The organism is Brevundimonas sp. SS2672, from assembly GCF_059579685.1.
In genome coordinates, this window is record NZ_CM184201.1 from 646,545 (window position 1) to 662,686 (window position 16,142).

Sequence of the window (16,142 nt, forward strand, 5' to 3'; positions counted from 1 at the left end):
GCACGGGCGGAGGCTGCAGGCTCAAGTTTCCTTTCTGTCATGCTGGAGGCGAGAACGGCCGCCGACATTGACTCCCGGCCTCGCCGCCTTCATAAGCCCGGCCTTCTCGCACCGGGTTTCGCCCGAGGCGCGATGTCTATTACGGACGATGCGTGGACCGCCGTTGAGATCGCCGCTCCAATAGGGGAGGGGCCGGGCCGCATCATGATGAAGAGTGACACATGTCCAAGCGCCATAGCGCCAAGTACAAACTCGACCGGGCCATGGGTGAAAACCTGTGGGGTCGCGCCAAGTCTCCCGTCAACAAGCGTTCCTACGGCCCCGGCCAGCACGGCCAGCGCCGCAAGTCCAAGGTCTCTGACTTCGGCCTGCAGCTGAAGGCCAAGCAGAAGCTGAAGGGCTACTACGGCAACATCACCGAGAAGCAATTCGCGGCGACCTACGCCGAAGCCGCCCGCCGCAAGGGCAACACCTCGGAAAACCTGATCGGTCTGCTGGAATCGCGTCTGGACGCCATCGTCTACCGCGCCAAGTTCGTGCCGACCGTCTGGGCCGCCCGTCAGTTCGTCTCGCACGGCCACGTGACCGTGGACGGCAAGAAGGTCGACATCGGTTCGTACCGCGTCAAGCCGGGCCAGGTCATCGAGGTCAAGGAAAAGTCGCGCAACATGGCTCTGGTGCTCGAAGCCCAGCAGTCGAGCGAGCGCGATCTGCCTGACTATCTGGAGCTGGGCGATCGTGGTTTCTCGGTCCGTTACGGCCGCGTGCCGGAACTGTCCGACGTTCCGTACCCGGTGAAGATGGAGCCGAACCTGGTCGTCGAATACTACTCCTCGTAAGTTCGACGGACCTGCCCGATCCGTCGGGCGCGGTTTCAGGATCAAGAAGAGGCTCCGGCTCGCCGGGGCCTCTTTTTTTATCCGACGCAGCGGCGGTTCCCTTTTGGGCCAAACCAAGGCATGTTGCGCCGGCTGTCAGGATCGAGCCGCGGGAGGCTGAAATGAGATATCGGATCGCTTTCTGCGCCGCTGTGGCGCTATCCGTCGTCCTGACCGGCTGCGCCCAGAAGCCGGGCTCGCTGGTGCGGACCGAAGGGATGCCGGGCCAGCTGGAGCCGATCCACGCCGCCGCCTTCACCCGCGACCTGGCCGTGTTCCGCGTCAGCTCCAACGGCTGCACCGACAAGAGCGACGTGAAGCCCTTCATCACCCGGCTCAAGGATTCGGCGGTCATCACCCTGCGTCGCCTGGACGAGGATCGCTGCACCCGTCCGATCAAGGGCGGGGTCCAGGTCGAATGGACCTTCCAGGAACTGGGCCTGCCGCCCGGCGCCAATGTCGTGGTCAACAACCCCTACATGATGGACGGCGCGGCCGTAGCCATCAGCCAGTGAGGGCGAAGGCCGTTAGGGCGGCCTTTTTCAACTTTCCTTTATCCATATCGAAACAGCCAGGGTTAACGCCTGGGAGCTAGAACGGCCGGCTCTTTTCCTCCCCGGCGTCTTCCATGCGTGTCCTGACCTGCCTTACCGACGAGCATCATCTGGGGCTCGTCGCCCTCGCTGCCCTGATCTGCCTGCTGGGCAGCTTCATCACCACAGGACTGTTGAAAAGGGTCAGGGAGAACGCAGGGATGGCTCGTCTGTCCTGGCTCTTCCTGGGCGCCGTCGCGGGCGGGGCGACGATCTGGTGCACCCACTTCGTGGCCATGATCGCCTACCGGCCAGGCGTCGAGACGGCCTATGAGCCGCTGCTGACGGGCGTCTCCCTGGCGGTGGCGATTCTGGGCGTCGGCCTGGCGCTGGCGGCCGCCTCCATGCGCCGCCGGTTCTCCGTCGAGGCTGGCGGGATCTTGTTCGGCGCGGCCGTGGCGGCAATGCACTTTGTGGGAATGGCGGCCCTGTCGGTCGAGGGCGTGGTTCATTGGTCGGCCGTCTATCTGGCCGTATCCGTCGCCGGTTCGGTGCTGTTCGGCGCTCTGAGCTTCCATCTGGCGTCGGCCGACGACCGTTACGCCCGGTTGAAGGGCGGAGCGGCCATGGTGCTGGGCATCGTCTGCCTGCACTTCACCGCCATGGCGGCGATGACGGTCATCCCCCTGGCGCCGCTGGACGGCATGCTGACGGGCGAGAACGCGCGTGGCGTGCTGGCGCTGGGCGTGGCCGGGGTGGGCCTGCTGGTTCTGGGCGCCGGGGCCGCCAGCCACGCTCTGGACCGCGAGGCTCTGGCGCAGAACCGTGAACGCCTGCAGTACTTGCTCGAGACCGGCGTGGACGGCATGGCGATCGAGCGGGACGGCGTCATCGTCGCCGTCAACGAAGTGCTGGCGGAACTGACGGGCGCGGATCGCCAGGCCCTGATCGGCTCGGATCTGGAGGCCTGGGTGCAGGACGCCCGCCGTCTCGATGACGGGGCTGTGACCCAGACCGTGTTGATGGCGAAGGGACAGGAGATTCCCGTCGAACTATCGGCCCGTCGTGACCTCACCGCGCGCAGCCGCACCATGATCTACGCCGTACGCGACCTGCGCGCCCGCATGGCCCAGGAGCGCCGCATCGCCCATCTGGCGCGCAACGACAGCCTGACCGGTCTGCCGAACCGCGCCTCCTTCTTGGAGCGTCTGACCCGCCAGAAGCAGACCGCCGCCGAGGGGGAGGCCCTGGCCCTGTTCGCCCTGGACCTGGACCGGTTCAAGGAAGTCAATGATCTGTACGGTCACGCGGTTGGAGACCAGTTGCTGTGCGTCATCGCCGAGCGCATGAAGGGGGCGCTGCGCGAGGGCGAGTTCATCGCGCGCCAGGGCGGCGACGAATTCCTGGCCCTGGCCTCGGTCGCCGACCGGGACGAGGCTCGCGCTGTCGCCGAGCGCCTGCGTCAGGCCGTTGTTCAGACCGTGACCCTCGACCACGCCGACCTGTCCTGCGGCGCCAGCATCGGGGTGGCGCTGTGGCCTGAGGACGCCCACGACGTCTCTACCCTGATCAACAACGCCGACCTGGCCATGTATCGCGCCAAGGCCTCCCTGACCCAGGACGTCTGCTTCTATGAGGCGGACATGGACCAGGCGGTCCGTGCGCGCCGTCGTGTGACCCAGGCCCTGCGTGAGGCGCTCGAGAATGAGCGGTTCGAGCTGCATTACCAGGTCCAGGCCTCGGTCGAGACCGGCAAGGCCACCGGCTATGAAGTTCTGCTGCGCTGGAAGGATCACGACGGCCGCTACATCTCGCCGGCCGACTTCATCCCTGTGGCCGAGGAGAACGGTCTGATCCTGCCGATCGGCGAATGGGTGCTGCGCCAGGCCTGCCGTCAGGCCGCCGCCTGGGCCGAGCCTCATCGCATCGCCGTGAACCTGTCGCCGGTCCAGTTGAGCCACGTCGACCTGCCTCGTCTGGTGCACCAAATCCTGCTGGAGACCGGCCTGGCGCCGTCGCGCCTGGAGCTGGAGATCACCGAGACGGCCATGATCACCGACATGGAGCGCACCACCCATGTGTTGCGCCAGCTGAAGGCTCTGGGCGTGAGCATCGCCATGGACGACTTCGGCACGGGCTATTCCTCCCTGTCGACGCTGAAGGCCTTCCCCTTCGACAAGATCAAGCTAGACCGCTCCTTCATGACCGAACTGGACGGCGAGGCGCCGCAGTCGCGGGCCATCATCCGCGCCGTCCTGACCATCGGCGAAAGTCTGTCGATCCCGGTCCTGGCCGAAGGCGTCGAAACCGCGGAGCAGTTGGCCTTCCTGCGCGCCCAGGGCTGCAATGAGGTGCAGGGCTACCTGCTGGGTCGGCCTCAGCCCGAGGCCGACGCCTTGTTGAACGGCGCGGTCAGGATCGCTGCGACGGAAACCGCCGAGCCTCAGGCCGAGCGCGCGGCGGCGTAGCCCGGCCAGTGCGTCGCGTCCGCCCGTTCGTACTGGACGGGCAGGGCCTCTTCCGCGCCCAGGGCGACGGCGGCGTGATGGCCCCAGTTCGGGTCGTCCAGAACCGCGCGGGCGACGGCGATCAGGTCGGCCTTGCCCTCGGTCAGCACCGCTTCGGCCTGTTGCGGCGTGACGATCATGCCCACGGCCATGACGTTGGCCTCGGGGACCGCCGCCTTGACCGCCTCAGCGAAGGGAAACTGATAGCCCGGCTGGTCGCCGGGGATGCGCGCGGTCGCGACGTTGCCGCCGCTGGTAAGGTGCAAGTAGTCATAGCCCATCTCGTGCAGGGCCTGGCCGAAGACGGCGGCCTCGTCCGGGGTGATGCCGCCCTCGGTCCAGTCCGAACCGTTGAAGCGGACGCCCAGGGCCTTGGTCCGGGGCCAGGCGTCGCGCAGGGCCTGGGCGACGCCCAAGGGGAAGCGCATCCGGTTCTCCAGCGAGCCGCCGTATTCGTCTGTCCGTTCGTTCGACAACGGCGAGAGGAACTGGGTCAGCAGGTAGCCGTGGGCGGCGTGCAGCTCGACAAGGTCGAACCCGGCGCGGTCGGCGCGCTCGGCCGCATCGACGAAGGCGGCGACCACGCGATCCATGCCCGCCTGGTCCAGGGCGGTCGGCGTGTGCCAGTCGTCGCGATAGGGCTGGGCCGAGGCGGAGAAGGTCTCCCACGCCTTGTCCGCCGGCGCCGGCCCGCCCCGGTCGATCCACGGCGGATTGGTCGAGGCCTTGCGTCCGGCGTGGGCCAGCTGAATCCCGATCGGCGTGTCCGAATAGGTGCGGATGTCGCGGATGATCCGGGCGAAGGCGGCTTCCTGCTCGTCGTTCCATAGGCCGGTGTCGGCCCAGGAGATGCGGCCCGCCGCCTCGACGCCCGTGGCTTCGATCACCGCCAGTCCGGCGCCCGACAGAGCCAGTCTGGCCACATGCTGGGCGTGCCAGGGCTGAGGAACGCCGTCCACGGCCGAATACTGGCACATGGGGGCGATGACGATGCGGTTCTTCAGCGTCAGCGGCCCGACGGCGCGCGGGGTGAACAGCAGGCTCATGCGTGAATCTCTCGATGAACCCCGGGGAGGCGGGGCACAGTAGCTATGACTGTGGCGGTTGGGTTCAAGGCCTCCCTTTCCGATTATTCACGTGATCCCCAACCGCGAGGCTGGCAGTTTGCCGCCAACCAACAAGGGGAACACCTATGCGTCGTCTCATCATCGCCCTCGCCGTCGCCGCGGTCGCCGCGCCCATGCTGTCGGGCTGCATCATCATCGCCACCGAGAAGCCGACCACCCGCGTCATCCACTCGGCCCCTGCCGAGGCGAACTGATGCGCCTGGCCGTCGTCGCCGCCGTCGCCCTGCTGCCGCTGCTGGGCGGTTGCGTCATCTATTCCAACGAGGGCGGAGAGAAGGTCTCGATCGTCACGGACCAGAGCGCGGCTCGGGACGAGCCGCTGGAAGCCGTCCGCAAGGTCGATTTCGACGGCCAGCGCCTGAACGTCGTCGTCGGCTCTAACGGCTGCACCGAGGCGTCCAGTTTCGAGGTGCAGATCAAGGACGGCGATCCCGCCGAATTGACCCTGGCCCGCCGTTCGCCTGACCTGTGCAAGGCCCTGGTCCCTGAGGGCAAGACGGTCAGCTGGACCTATGAAGAGTTGGGTCTGGAGCGCGGCCAGCCCGTGCGCGTGCTGAATCCGATCAGCCTGTAGGCCCGGCCCTGAAGAGGCGTCAGGCGCCGAATGCGCCTGACAGCACGCCGAACAGCGGGTTCGGCCGCCCCTCGTCGTTGAACAGCAGCGGACTGTCCTTGCCGTCGTCGTTCTCGGCGCGGCGCAGCCAGGAGTCGCTGTCGCGCACGCCCCAGACGGTGAAGGCGAACCGCTGCGCGGGCGGCAGGTCCATGAAGGCTTCCGCCAGTTCGGCCACGCGCGCCGTCTGCTGTTCGCGTCGCTGGGCGCCGGGACGCAGGTCGGGCATCCGGCCGCCGCGTTTCAGAGAGGCGTCCAGTTCGGAGACATGGATGGGCAGGCCGAACTGGCGGGCCTCGTTCATGAAGCCGGCGATCCGGCCGTCGGGGATTTCGATGTCGAGGTGAGACTGGACGCCGATGCCCTGAACCGGGGCGCCCGCCTTCAGCAGCCGCTCGACCAGACGCAGGAAGGCGGCGCCCTTCTTGGGCGTGTTCTCCAGATTGTAGTCGTTCAGGAACAGGGTCGCCTCGGGCGCAGCGATGCGGGCCTGTTCGAAGGCGCGGATGATATAGGCGTCGACGCCGCCCAGGCCCTGGCTCCACACGCAGTCGCGATAGCCGCTCCCGTCATCCTCGACCGGTTCGTTGACCACGTCCCAGCCGACGATCTGGCTGCGCCAGCGCCCGGCGACCTCGGCGATATAGCGGTCGTGTTCGGCGATGAAGCGCGGGCGGTCATCGACGATGGCGGTGAACCACGGATGATCCTGCGCATACCAGATCAGGGCGTGACCGAAGAGGCGGATGCCCAGATCGCGCGCGAAATAGGCGATGCGGTCCGGCGCGTCGAAGCGCAGGGAGCCGTCCTTCTGGAGGATGTATTCCATCTTCATCTCCCACTCGGGCGTGAGCTGGGAGAAGTGGGTGGAGACCAGACGGAACCAGTCCTGATCGGACAATTGGCCCGACATGGCGACGGTCCCGACAGGGAAGGACGCGATGGACTTCAGCGGGCGGATGGGACCGGTCGGCGACGGAGCAGGCGCCTCGCCCGCGCCGCAGGACGCGAGCGCGAGGGTCGAAGCCAGCAGGGCGCGGCGGTCGATCACAGCGCTTCTCCCTCCCCTTCATGGGGAGGGTGGTCGCGAAGCGACCGGGTGGGGAGGGCCAGGCGATCCTGGCCTCGGCGCTTGAATAGCCACGTCGCCCCCACCCGGCCTCGGCCTGACGGCCTCAGCCACCCTCCCCATGAAGGGGAGGGAGAGGCGCCGCTGCTGCTTTCAGCCACGGCGACGCAGGCCCATTTCGTCATAGGCGGCGGCCTCGCGCTTGGCGGCGGCCATCAGCTTGTTCAGCCGGGTGGTCTCGGCGACGTGCTCGAACTTCTTCAGTTCCTCGAAGGCGCCGGTCAGGGCGTCGCGGGCGCCTTCTTCCTCGGCGGCGACGGCGGCGACCTCGGCCTCGGCGTCGGCGCGGCGCTGCTTCCAGCCGGTGAGATAGGCCTGCAGCATCATGCCTGACGACGGGTCGTGCCGCGCATTCTCACGCTCGACCTCGGCCTCGGCGTCCAGGACGGCGACCCGCATCTCGGCCTCGGCCTTGCGGGCGCTGATTTCGGCCAGACGCTTCTGCAGCGTCTCGACCTCATAGTTGGAGATGCGGATCAGGGATTGGGCCCAGGCCGTCATGCGTCGTCTCCCGCGATCATTTGTCCACCATGCCTTGGTTCAGGATGGTTTCAAGTCTGTCGAAACTGTCGGCCAGGCGCGTCACGTCGTCCTTGTCCTGGGTCAAGAAGCCTTCCAGGGCCGGGTTCAGGGCGATGGCGCGGTCGACGATGGGGTCGGCCCCGGTGCGATAGGCGCCGATGCGGATCAGCTCTTCCATGTTGGAATAGGCGCTCAGGCACTGGCGCGCGCGGCGGTTCAGCTCGCGCTCGGGCGGGGACTGGTTGCCGGGCATGGTGCGGCTGACGGACTTCAGCACGTCGATGGCGGGGAAGCGGCCGCGCTCGGCGATCTTGCGGTCCATGACGATGTGGCCGTCCAGGATGCCGCGCACCGCGTCGGCGATCGGCTCGTCATGGTCGCCCCCGTCCACCAGTACGGTGAACAGGGCGGTGATCGGCCCCGCCTCGGTCCCGTCCGGCCGGATCGGCCCCGGCCCGGCGCGCTCCAGCAGCTTGGGCAGTTCGGTGAAGACGGTGGGGGTATAGCCCTTGGTCGTCGGCGGTTCGCCCGCCGCCAGGCCGATCTCGCGCTGGGCCATGGCGAAGCGGGTGACGCTGTCCATCAGGCACAGCACCTCCAGCCCCTGATCGCGGAAGAACTCGGCCACGGCCATGGTCATATAGGCGGCCTGACGCCGTTTCAGCGCCGGCTCGTCGCTGGTGGCGACTACGACGACGGCGCGCTTCAGCCCCTCTTCGCCCAGGGTCTCCTCGATGAACTCGCGAACCTCGCGGCCCCGCTCGCCGATCAGGCCGACCACCACGACGTCGCAGGTCGCCTGTCGCGCCAGCATGGACAGCAGCACCGACTTGCCCACGCCCGAACCGGCGAAGATGCCCAGGCGCTGCCCTCGGCTGGTGGTGGTGAAAACGTCCATCGCCCGAACGCCCAGATCCAGCCGCTCGCCCACCCGGCCGCGCGAATGGGCGGGCGGCGGCGGGGCGCGCAAGGGATAGGGGACGAGGCCCGGCGTCAACGGCCCCAGGCCGTCGATCGGTTCGCCGAAGGAATCGATGATGCGGCCCAGCCAGGCGGTGGTGGGGCGCACGCTGGCGGCTGTGTCGATGATCCTGATGTCGGCGCCGGGCGCCACGCCCTCGACCGGGCCGAAGGGCATCAGCAGGGCCTTGGCCTCGCGAAAGCCGACGACCTCGGCGGGCAGGGGCGGCTGGCCGCGCCGCTCGATCTCGGCCCGCGCCCCGACGGCCAGACGCGACAGGCCGCCGCGCGACTCGATCAGCAGGCCGCTGACGCCCGCCACCTTGCCGGTGACGACCAAAGGGTCGATCGCTTCGACGGCGGCGACGAGATTGCGCAAAGAAAGCCCCTGGACCGCAGGCGCGATGGGGCGATCCCAGGCGCGCGGCCGATGGGCGGACACTGCTGCATCATGGTTAATGAGCGATGAAGCCGGCCTGACGTTACAACCTATGCGCGCGAGAAAGGAAAAAGAAAGCTTCCGGCCGTAGACTTCCCTCAGACGTGCCTAGGGTCATCACCGCAATCAGAAGGGGAGCGGGTCGGATGTTCAGCAGAAATCGTCGGCGAAAACAGGCTGCGGATCTGGAGCGGCTTGAGGAACTGGACCGCCTGATGGCGGCGATCGGGCGGTCCCAGGCCGTGATCGAATTCAATCTGGACGGGACGATTCTCGGCGCCAACGACAATCTGCTTCAGACCATGGGCTACGCCCTGGACGAGATTCAGGGACGGCATCACCGGATGTTCATGGACCCCGATGAGGCGTCGACGCCCGACTACAGCGCCTTCTGGCGGGAACTGAACGAGGGCCGCTTCGTCGCCCGCAAGTTCCGCCGCATCGCCAAGGGCGGGCGCGAAGTCTGGCTCGAAGCCTCCTACAATCCCGTGCTGGACGAAGCCGGTCGGCCGCTGAAGGTGGTCAAGCTGGCGGTCGACATCACCGAGGCCGAACAGGCCTCGCAGCGGGCGGAGCAGGCCCGCCTGGCGGCCGAGGCGGCGCAGGCTCGCCTTGTCGGCGCCCTGGCTGAACAGCTCTCCCGCCTCTCGGACGGCGATCTCCTGGCGGCCATCGAGCAGGAGATGGAAGGCGCCCACCAGGCGGTGAAGTCGGACTTCAACGGCGCCGTCGCCAGCCTGCGCACGGCACTGGGGCAGGTGCTGGCGGCCGTGGCCACGCTGCGCGGCGGTTCCGACGAAATCAGCCAGGCCTCGGATGACCTGTCGCGCCGCACCGAACAGCAGGCCGCTTCGCTGGAGGAGACGGCGGCGGCCCTGGATCAGATCACCGTCACCGTGCAGCGGGCGGCCGAAGGCGCGCGCCAGGCGGCGACGGTCGCGTCCAAGGCTCACGCAGAGGCGGATCGGTCGAGCGACGTCATGCGCCGGGCCGTCGCCGCCATGGACGGCATCAGCCGCCGCTCGGCCGAGATCAGCGACATCGTCGGCGTGATCGACGAGATCGCCTTCCAGACCAACCTGCTGGCGCTGAACGCGGGGGTCGAGGCGGCGCGGGCGGGCGACAGCGGACGCGGCTTCGCCGTGGTCGCCTCGGAGGTGCGGGCCCTGGCCCAGCGCTCGGCCGAGGCCGCCAAGGAGATCAAGACCCTGATCGCCGCCTCGGGCGCCGAGGTGGCGCAAGGCGTGGAGCTGGTCGCCGAGACGGGCCGCGCCCTGACGACGATCGCGGAACAGGTCAATGAGATGGACGGCCTGGTCGCCGAGATCGCCGCCTCGGCCCAGGAGCAGGCTTCGGGCCTGGGGCAGGTCAATCAGGCGGTGAACCAGATGGACCAGGTGACGCAGCAGAACGCGGCCATGGTCGAGCAGACCACGGCGGCGGCCGCCAATCTCAAGACCGAGGCCGAACACCTGGCTGAACTCGTGGGGCGTTTCCGCACGGGCGCGGACGAGGGCGGGGCGCGCGAGCTGAAAGGTCGGGAGATGCCCGGCCGCGGCGGCCCGCCTCCGGCGCTGGAGGCCCAGCGCGCGCGCCTGCGCGCCGTGGCCAACGGTCCGGCGGTGGAGGAATGGACCGAGTTCTAGGCCCTAGAACAGCAGCTTCACCGCCGCTCGCATCAGCAGGGCCAGCACTGCGCCGAAGACCAGGCAGGCGATCAGGTTGGGAATCGGCCGTTGCAGCCGGGACAGCAGGAACTTCATCGAAACGCGTCTGTGGTCAGGCGGGGGCGGCGGGGTCCTGCAGCGGCTGAGCCTCGTCCGAGGGCGAGGTCAGCACCGCGCCGACCGAGGCGGTGATGATGGCGGCGATGGCCAGCCATTGCAGGGTGCTGAGATGCTCGCCCAGCACGAACAGCCCGGCCAGGGCGCCGATGGCCGGATCGCCGCTGACGGCCACGCCGAAGGTGCGCTTGGGAATGTGGCGCAGGGCGATCATGTCCAGCGTATAGGGCAGGGCGCTGGACACCAGGGCCACGACCAGGCCGAGCGCCAGGATCTTCGGATCGAACAGGGCCAGTCCTGCGCCGGCGAGGCCGAACGGCACGACCGTCACGGCCGCCATCGACATGCCCACGGCGACGGTCGCGCCGCTGGGCAGGTGGCTGACCCGCTTGCCGAAGACGATGTAACCCGCCCAGAAGAGGCCCGCCGCCGCCGCATAGGCGCACCCGACGGGGTCCAGCGTCGCCACGGCGCCGTCGAGCGGCAGCAGCAGGCTCAGGCCCAGCACCGCAAAGCCCACCCAGACGAAATGGATCAGGCGGCGCGAGTTGAACAGGGCGACCGACAGCGGCCCCATGAACTCGATGGCCAGGGCCACGCCCAGCGGAATGGTGTTCAGCGCCATGTAGAAGCTGAGGTTCATCAACCCCATGACTCCGCCGTAGACCGCCAGGGCCCGCAGGTCGTTGCGGGTGAAGGCGGTGCGCCACGGCCGGAAGATCGCCAGCAGCACCAGGGCCGACAGGCCGACGCGCAGCGCTGCTGTCCCCGCCGGCCCGACCATCGGATACAGCGTCTTGGCGAAGGAGGTGCCGGCCGAAAGGGACACCATCCCGCCGACCAGGGCGAGATAGGGCAGGATAGCCGCGAGGCGCGGCGTGCGAAGGGCGAGCGTCAGGGAGGACATGGCGCGGAACCTAGCCAAAACCCGCCTGCGTTTCTCGCTGATTTCACCTGCCATGACGCAAGAAACAGGCGTATGATGCCTGATAATGCAAGAAAACACCGACCTCGATTCCTTCGACCGTCGCCTGCTGGCCCTGGTCCGGCGCGACAATCTCCAACCCGCGCGTCTGTTGGCGGAAAAGGTCGGCCTGTCGGAATCGGCGGTGTCGCGGCGGTTGCGGCGGCTGCGCGACGAGGGCGTCATCATCGCCGACGTCGCCGTGGTCGACCCGGCGCGCCTGGCGCGGGCCCTGACCATGCACGTCCTGGTCGAGATGGAGCGCGAGGGCACCGCCGTTCTGGACGCCCTGATCGACAAGCTGACCGCCCGGCCCGAGGTTCAGGCCGCCTGGTATGTGACGGGCGACACCGACCTGATCCTCTATGTCGTGGTGCCGACGATGGAGGCCTATGAGGTCTTCACCCGCGAGATGCTGAACGACGACGCCCGCGTCCGCGCCTTCAAGACCCTGATCTCGATCCGCGAGGTCCTGCCCTTCGATCCCGCCCGCCGCGCCCTGGCGCGATGAGCTCTGCTAAAGCCTGCGTCAGAATCCCTGCGCGGGTCTGCTTTGTTCGCGGCGTATAAGACTTATCTGTTGAGCCGACACCCGCACGGAGACCTCCCATGTCCGACGCTTCCAACGCCGCCTATGACGCCAGCCGCCACAAGAAGGCGGGGCGGGGCCGGGTCTATGACAGCATCGTCGACACCATCGGCGACACCCCCCTGGTGCGGCTGCCCAATCTGACGGCGGCGCTTCAGCCCAAGGCCACGGTGCTGGCCAAGCTGGAGTTCTTCAACCCGATCGCCTCGGTCAAGGACCGCATCGGCGTGGCCATGGTCGAGGCGCTGGAGCAACTGGGCAAGATCAAGCCGGGCGCGACCCTGATCGAGCCGACCAGCGGCAACACCGGCATCGCCCTGGCCTTCGTCGCCGCGTCCAAGGGTTACAAGCTGATCCTGGTCATGCCCGAGAGCATGTCGATCGAGCGGCGCAAGATGCTGGCCCTGCTGGGCGCGCGCCTGGAGCTGACGCCGGCCGAAAAGGGCATGAAGGGCGCCATCGCCCGCGCCGAGGAACTGCTGACGGAAATACCCGGCTCGGTCAGCCCGGCCCAGTTCGAGAACCTGGCCAACCCCGCGATCCACGAGGCCACGACGGCCGAGGAGATCTGGAACGATACGGCCGGGGCCGTCGACGTGGTCGTGTCCGGCGTCGGCACCGGCGGCACCATCACCGGCGTCGGCCATGCGTTGAAGGCGAAGAAGCCCTCGGTGAAGATGATCGCGGTCGAGCCGACCGCCTCGCCCGTCCTGTCGGGCGGCGCGCCTGGCCCGCACAAGATTCAGGGCATCGGCGCGGGCTTCATCCCCGCCGTGGTCGACCGCGCGGTCATCGACGGCGTGGAGCAGGTCACCAATGAGGAGGCCTTCGACATGGCCCGCCGCGTCGCGCGCGAGGACGGCGTACCTGTCGGCATCAGCTCGGGCGCGGCCCTGGCGGCGGCCTTCCGCCTGGCGGCGCAGGATGAATATGCGGGCCAGACCATCGTGACCATCATCCCCAGCTTCGCCGAGCGCTATCTGTCGACGGCCCTGTTCGAGGGACTGTGACGCCGCTTGGAGCGCGGCTGCACTGCTGGTTAACCGCTGACGCCTAAGGTGTCGTCATGGGCGACACCCAGGCCAGTTTGAACGAGACGAGCACGCCGCGCGGGCGCACGGCGCGGCAGGTGCTGCTGCGTCGGCTGGCCGATGTCGTCAGCCTGCCCGCCAGCCGGATCAACGCCTTCGAGCGGGCGGTGGTCGGCGATCTTCTGGTCGACGTGCTGCGTCCGGCGACGCTGGAGGAGCGGCGGCGCGTGGCCTTGCGGCTGGCCCCTCTCGGCGAACTGCCGGACGCCCTGAAACGCCTGCTGTTGCGCGACGAACCGCCGGTGGCGGCGCCGTTGCTGGAAGACTGCGCCGCCCTGTCGGACGCCGATCTGATCGGCTGCGCGCGGGACGCCACGATCCGGCATCGGCTGATGATGGCCGCCCGGCGCGACCTGTCGGAGGCTGTGACCGACACCCTGTTGAGCTGGGGCGAGGAGCCGGTCATCGCCGCCGTCCTGGCCAACCCCTCCGCTCGCCTGACCCAGACCAGCCTCGAGGGCGTGATCGCTCTCAGCCGTTCGTCGCGCGCGCTCTGCACGGCTCTGCTGAAGCGGCCGGAACTGCGCCCCTCGGGGGCCTATGTGATGTTCTGGTGGTGCGGGCCGGACGACCGACGCGTCATCCTGCAGCGTTTCGCCGTCTCGCGCGACGTCATGCAGACCAGCGTCGAGGACGTCTTCGCCCTGGCGGCCGAGGAGAGCTGGGCCGACCCGGTGGCGCGCAAGGCGCTTCAGTTCATTGAAAGACGTCAGCGAAATCGCGCGGCGATAGAGAAGAGCCCCTATGCTGACCTTGAGGCCGCCGTCGCTGCGGCGGCCGCCCACGGCCTGTCGCGCGACCTGGTTGGCGAGATCGGCCATCTTTCCGGGGTGAAGCCGCTGACGGCGGCCAAGATCATGGGCGATCCCGGCGGAGAGCCTGTGGCTATACTCTGCAAGGCGGCGGGGCTGACGCGTTCTAGTCTTCAGACCCTGTGGCGATCCATGCGTCGACCCGAGACGACCGGGGACGGCGCCGTGCATCCGGATTGGAGCCGGGTGCAGCTGACCTATGAAATGCTGGCCGTCGATCGCGCCCAGACAGTGCTGCGTTACTGGAACTGGTCCCTGTCATCCGCTCTGACGCCGACCCTGCTGCGCGCCATTCGCGATGGTGAAGACCAGATGATCGACGAATACTCGGCGCCCGAGCGCGCGGCGGCGCTCGCCTTGGCGGATAACTTTGGTCGTTGAAATGGCCGTTCCTGATCTATGCTGAATTCGAGCTCACACTTCGCTTCTTGAGCGAGAAATCGCCTCCGCATTGCTTTCAATACAAAACATAAGTATGAAACCGCTCGACGGCAGGTCGATTCAGATCAGTCGATTGAAAATGGGGCATGCAAGAGGCTGATGCAGATGGAAGAAAAACCCGAACTGCTCGAGATGACCGCTGACATCGTGTCGGCCTATGTCAGCAACAATTCCGTTTCGGCTGACGCCGTGCCGGGTCTGATCGCACAGGTCCACGCGGCTCTTTCGGGCGTTTCGGTCGCTCCGGTCGAGCCCGAGCCCGAGCCCCAGGAACCGGCGGTCCCGGTTCGCAAGTCGATCACGCCGGACTTCCTGATCTGCCTGGAGGACGGTCGCAAGTTCAAGTCGCTGAAGCGTCACCTGCGCACCAAATACAACATGAGCCCCGAAGAATACCGCGCCAAGTGGGGTCTGCCGAAAGACTATCCCATGGTCGCCCCGAACTACGCCAAGGCGCGTTCGGAACTGGCCAAGCAGATGGGTCTGGGCCAGGGCGGCCGTAAGCCGGCCCGCGCCACGCGTAAGTAATCCGCTTACGCATCCGAGAGATGCAACGCCCGCTCTTCGATCGAAGGGCGGGCGTTTTGCTGTCAGACGCACAGCCTGGGGCAGGGGTGACCTGAGGAGCGACGGCGGTTAACCCTGTCCGCACACCTGCCGTTGAAACGGCCGCGCTAGACAGACGGCATGTACCACGCGCCTTTCGGTTTCGATCCTTCCGGCCCTCCGCCCGATCGGCGGCGACGCATCCGCGCGCCGTTTCGCCAGACGCGTCGTCCCGACGAGCGGATCACCCTGCTGGGCGAGCCGATCGATCTGGTTCGGCCCGAAGAGGTGCTGCTGCATCTGGAGCGCAGCGTGGACGCGGGCGTGCAGAGCATCGTCGCCAACCACAATCTGCACAGCCTCTACCTGATCCGGCGCACGCCGGGGATGCGGCGCCTGTACGAGGCGGCCGATCTGATCGAGCTGGACTCGACGCCGCTGATTCATTTCGCGCGTCTGCTGGGCCATCCCGCGCGGCCGCAGCACCGCTGCACCTATCTGGACTGGCGCGATCATTTCTGGAGCCTGGCCGACCGCAAGGGCTGGCGCGTCCTCTATGTCGGCGGCGCTGACGGCGTGGCCGAAGAGGCGGCGCGGCGGCTGGCGGCCCGCTATCCGGGCGCGATGGTGAAGGGGCTCAGCGGCTATTTCGACGCGACGCCCGGGTCCTTGGGCAATACGGCGGTTCTGGCGGCGGTCAGGGATTTCGCCCCGCACGTGCTGTTCGTCGGCATGGGGATGCCGCGTCAGGAGCTGTGGATCGCGGACAATCTGGCGTCTCTGCCGGCGGTTCCGATCCTGCCGGTGGGCGCCGCCTTCGACTATGAGGCCGGGGTTCAGAAGGCCGCGCCGCGCTGGATGGGACGGCTGGGCGTCGAATGGCTGTTCCGCCTGATCGCCGATCCGAAGCGGCTGTTTGCGCGCTACTGCATCGAGCCCTGGTTCCTGATCGGACCGGCGTTGGCGGATGTGCGAGAGGCCATGCGGCGCAGGAAACGCTGAACCGCGCCCTTGTCAGCCATCGCAATGCCGCTGGTCTAGGCTTTGAATTCCAAGGATTTTATCTCGACTGGACGGGATCGATCGGCCGTCTTCTAGCCATCCCGCATACTCCTCAGCGCGCCGACGACGGCGCGGGCTGACAAGGAGACGACCGGGCCGATTTCAGACGATTCAGACGAATTGGACTCTGTTTTTTGCGTCCGCC

At 67.8% G+C, this 16,142-nt stretch carries 16 protein-coding genes; 11 read left to right on the forward strand and 5 right to left on the reverse strand.

All coding sequences use genetic code 11. The features are described 5' to 3' along the window. Positions 1-221 precede the first annotated feature (221 nt). The 3 genes from rpsD to AC52GN_RS03180 all read left to right on the forward strand — a co-directional run bounded on the left by rpsD (position 222) and on the right by AC52GN_RS03180 (position 3,879). Complete coding sequence (gene rpsD / locus AC52GN_RS03170) at positions 222-839, forward strand: 30S ribosomal protein S4 (RefSeq protein WP_003169687.1); 618 nt, start codon at positions 222-224, stop codon at positions 837-839. A 161-nt stretch (positions 840-1,000) separates the two neighbouring features. Further along, a complete protein-coding gene (locus AC52GN_RS03175) occupies positions 1,001-1,393 on the forward strand; it encodes a hypothetical protein (RefSeq protein ID WP_291778166.1) in 393 nt (130 codons plus the stop codon). 113 nt (positions 1,394-1,506) lie between these two features. After that, positions 1,507-3,879 (forward strand): bifunctional diguanylate cyclase/phosphodiesterase, encoded by a 2,373-nt coding sequence (locus tag AC52GN_RS03180; RefSeq protein ID WP_496528154.1) that lies wholly within the window; start codon positions 1,507-1,509, stop codon positions 3,877-3,879. Here the strand turns inward: AC52GN_RS03180 and AC52GN_RS03185 are convergent. After that, positions 3,855-4,964: an NADH:flavin oxidoreductase/NADH oxidase gene (locus tag AC52GN_RS03185; protein WP_496528155.1), complete on the reverse strand. Its 1,110-nt coding sequence runs from the start codon at positions 4,962-4,964 to the stop codon at positions 3,855-3,857. The genes AC52GN_RS03180 and AC52GN_RS03185 overlap by 25 nt on opposite strands. Positions 4,965-5,110: 146 nt before the next feature. Between AC52GN_RS03185 and AC52GN_RS03190 the strand changes: the two genes are divergently transcribed. Continuing rightward, positions 5,111-5,239, forward strand: a complete 129-nt coding sequence (locus tag AC52GN_RS03190) for a hypothetical protein (protein WP_003169681.1) — start codon at positions 5,111-5,113, stop codon at positions 5,237-5,239. After that, positions 5,239-5,619 carry a hypothetical protein gene (locus AC52GN_RS03195; RefSeq protein WP_496528156.1) on the forward strand — a complete coding sequence of 127 codons (381 nt, stop codon included), beginning with the start codon at positions 5,239-5,241 and terminating at the stop codon, positions 5,617-5,619. The genes AC52GN_RS03190 and AC52GN_RS03195 overlap by 1 nt, the downstream gene beginning before the upstream one ends. 19 nt (positions 5,620-5,638) lie before the next feature. Here the strand turns inward: AC52GN_RS03195 and AC52GN_RS03200 are convergent, their stop codons facing one another. From AC52GN_RS03200 to fliI, 3 genes are all read right to left on the reverse strand, one after another. Further along, positions 5,639-6,709 (reverse strand): endo-1,4-beta-xylanase, encoded by a 1,071-nt coding sequence (locus AC52GN_RS03200; RefSeq protein WP_496528157.1) that lies wholly within the window; start codon positions 6,707-6,709, stop codon positions 5,639-5,641. A 171-nt stretch (positions 6,710-6,880) separates the two neighbouring features. Continuing rightward, a complete protein-coding gene (locus AC52GN_RS03205; protein WP_496528158.1) occupies positions 6,881-7,288 on the reverse strand; it encodes a flagellar export protein FliJ in 408 nt (135 codons plus the stop codon). A 16-nt stretch (positions 7,289-7,304) separates the two neighbouring features. Next, entirely contained in the window at positions 7,305-8,648 is a 1,344-nt protein-coding gene (gene fliI / locus AC52GN_RS03210; RefSeq protein ID WP_496528159.1) for a flagellar protein export ATPase FliI, read from the reverse strand. Positions 8,649-8,854: 206 nt separating this feature from the next. On the opposite strand from fliI, the gene AC52GN_RS03215 reads away from it, so the two are divergent. Further along, a complete protein-coding gene (locus AC52GN_RS03215; protein WP_496528160.1) occupies positions 8,855-10,354 on the forward strand; it encodes a methyl-accepting chemotaxis protein in 1,500 nt (499 codons plus the stop codon). Between the two features lie 133 nt (positions 10,355-10,487). Here AC52GN_RS03215 and AC52GN_RS03220 read toward each other — a convergent pair whose 3' ends face one another. Beyond that, entirely contained in the window at positions 10,488-11,399 is a 912-nt protein-coding gene (locus tag AC52GN_RS03220; protein WP_453989602.1) for an EamA family transporter, read from the reverse strand. A gap of 85 nt (positions 11,400-11,484) precedes the next feature. On the opposite strand from AC52GN_RS03220, the gene AC52GN_RS03225 reads away from it, so the two are divergent. From AC52GN_RS03225 to AC52GN_RS03245, 5 genes are all read left to right on the forward strand, one after another. Further along, positions 11,485-11,967, forward strand: coding sequence for an Lrp/AsnC family transcriptional regulator (locus AC52GN_RS03225; RefSeq protein WP_496528161.1), 483 nt, complete (start codon positions 11,485-11,487; stop codon positions 11,965-11,967). A 98-nt stretch (positions 11,968-12,065) separates the two neighbouring features. Beyond that, positions 12,066-13,055, forward strand: a complete 990-nt coding sequence (gene cysK, locus AC52GN_RS03230; protein ID WP_312220277.1) for a cysteine synthase A — start codon at positions 12,066-12,068, stop codon at positions 13,053-13,055. A gap of 56 nt (positions 13,056-13,111) precedes the next feature. Then, positions 13,112-14,329 carry a DUF2336 domain-containing protein gene (locus tag AC52GN_RS03235; RefSeq protein ID WP_496528162.1) on the forward strand — a complete coding sequence of 406 codons (1,218 nt, stop codon included), beginning with the start codon at positions 13,112-13,114 and terminating at the stop codon, positions 14,327-14,329. Between the two features lie 165 nt (positions 14,330-14,494). Then, on the forward strand, positions 14,495-14,917 hold the full coding sequence (locus tag AC52GN_RS03240) for a Ros/MucR family transcriptional regulator (RefSeq protein ID WP_291778428.1): 423 nt from the start codon (positions 14,495-14,497) through the stop codon (positions 14,915-14,917). Positions 14,918-15,076: 159 nt separating this feature from the next. Continuing rightward, a complete protein-coding gene (locus tag AC52GN_RS03245; RefSeq protein ID WP_496528163.1) occupies positions 15,077-15,937 on the forward strand; it encodes a WecB/TagA/CpsF family glycosyltransferase in 861 nt (286 codons plus the stop codon). The last annotated feature ends 205 nt before the right edge of the window (positions 15,938-16,142 follow it).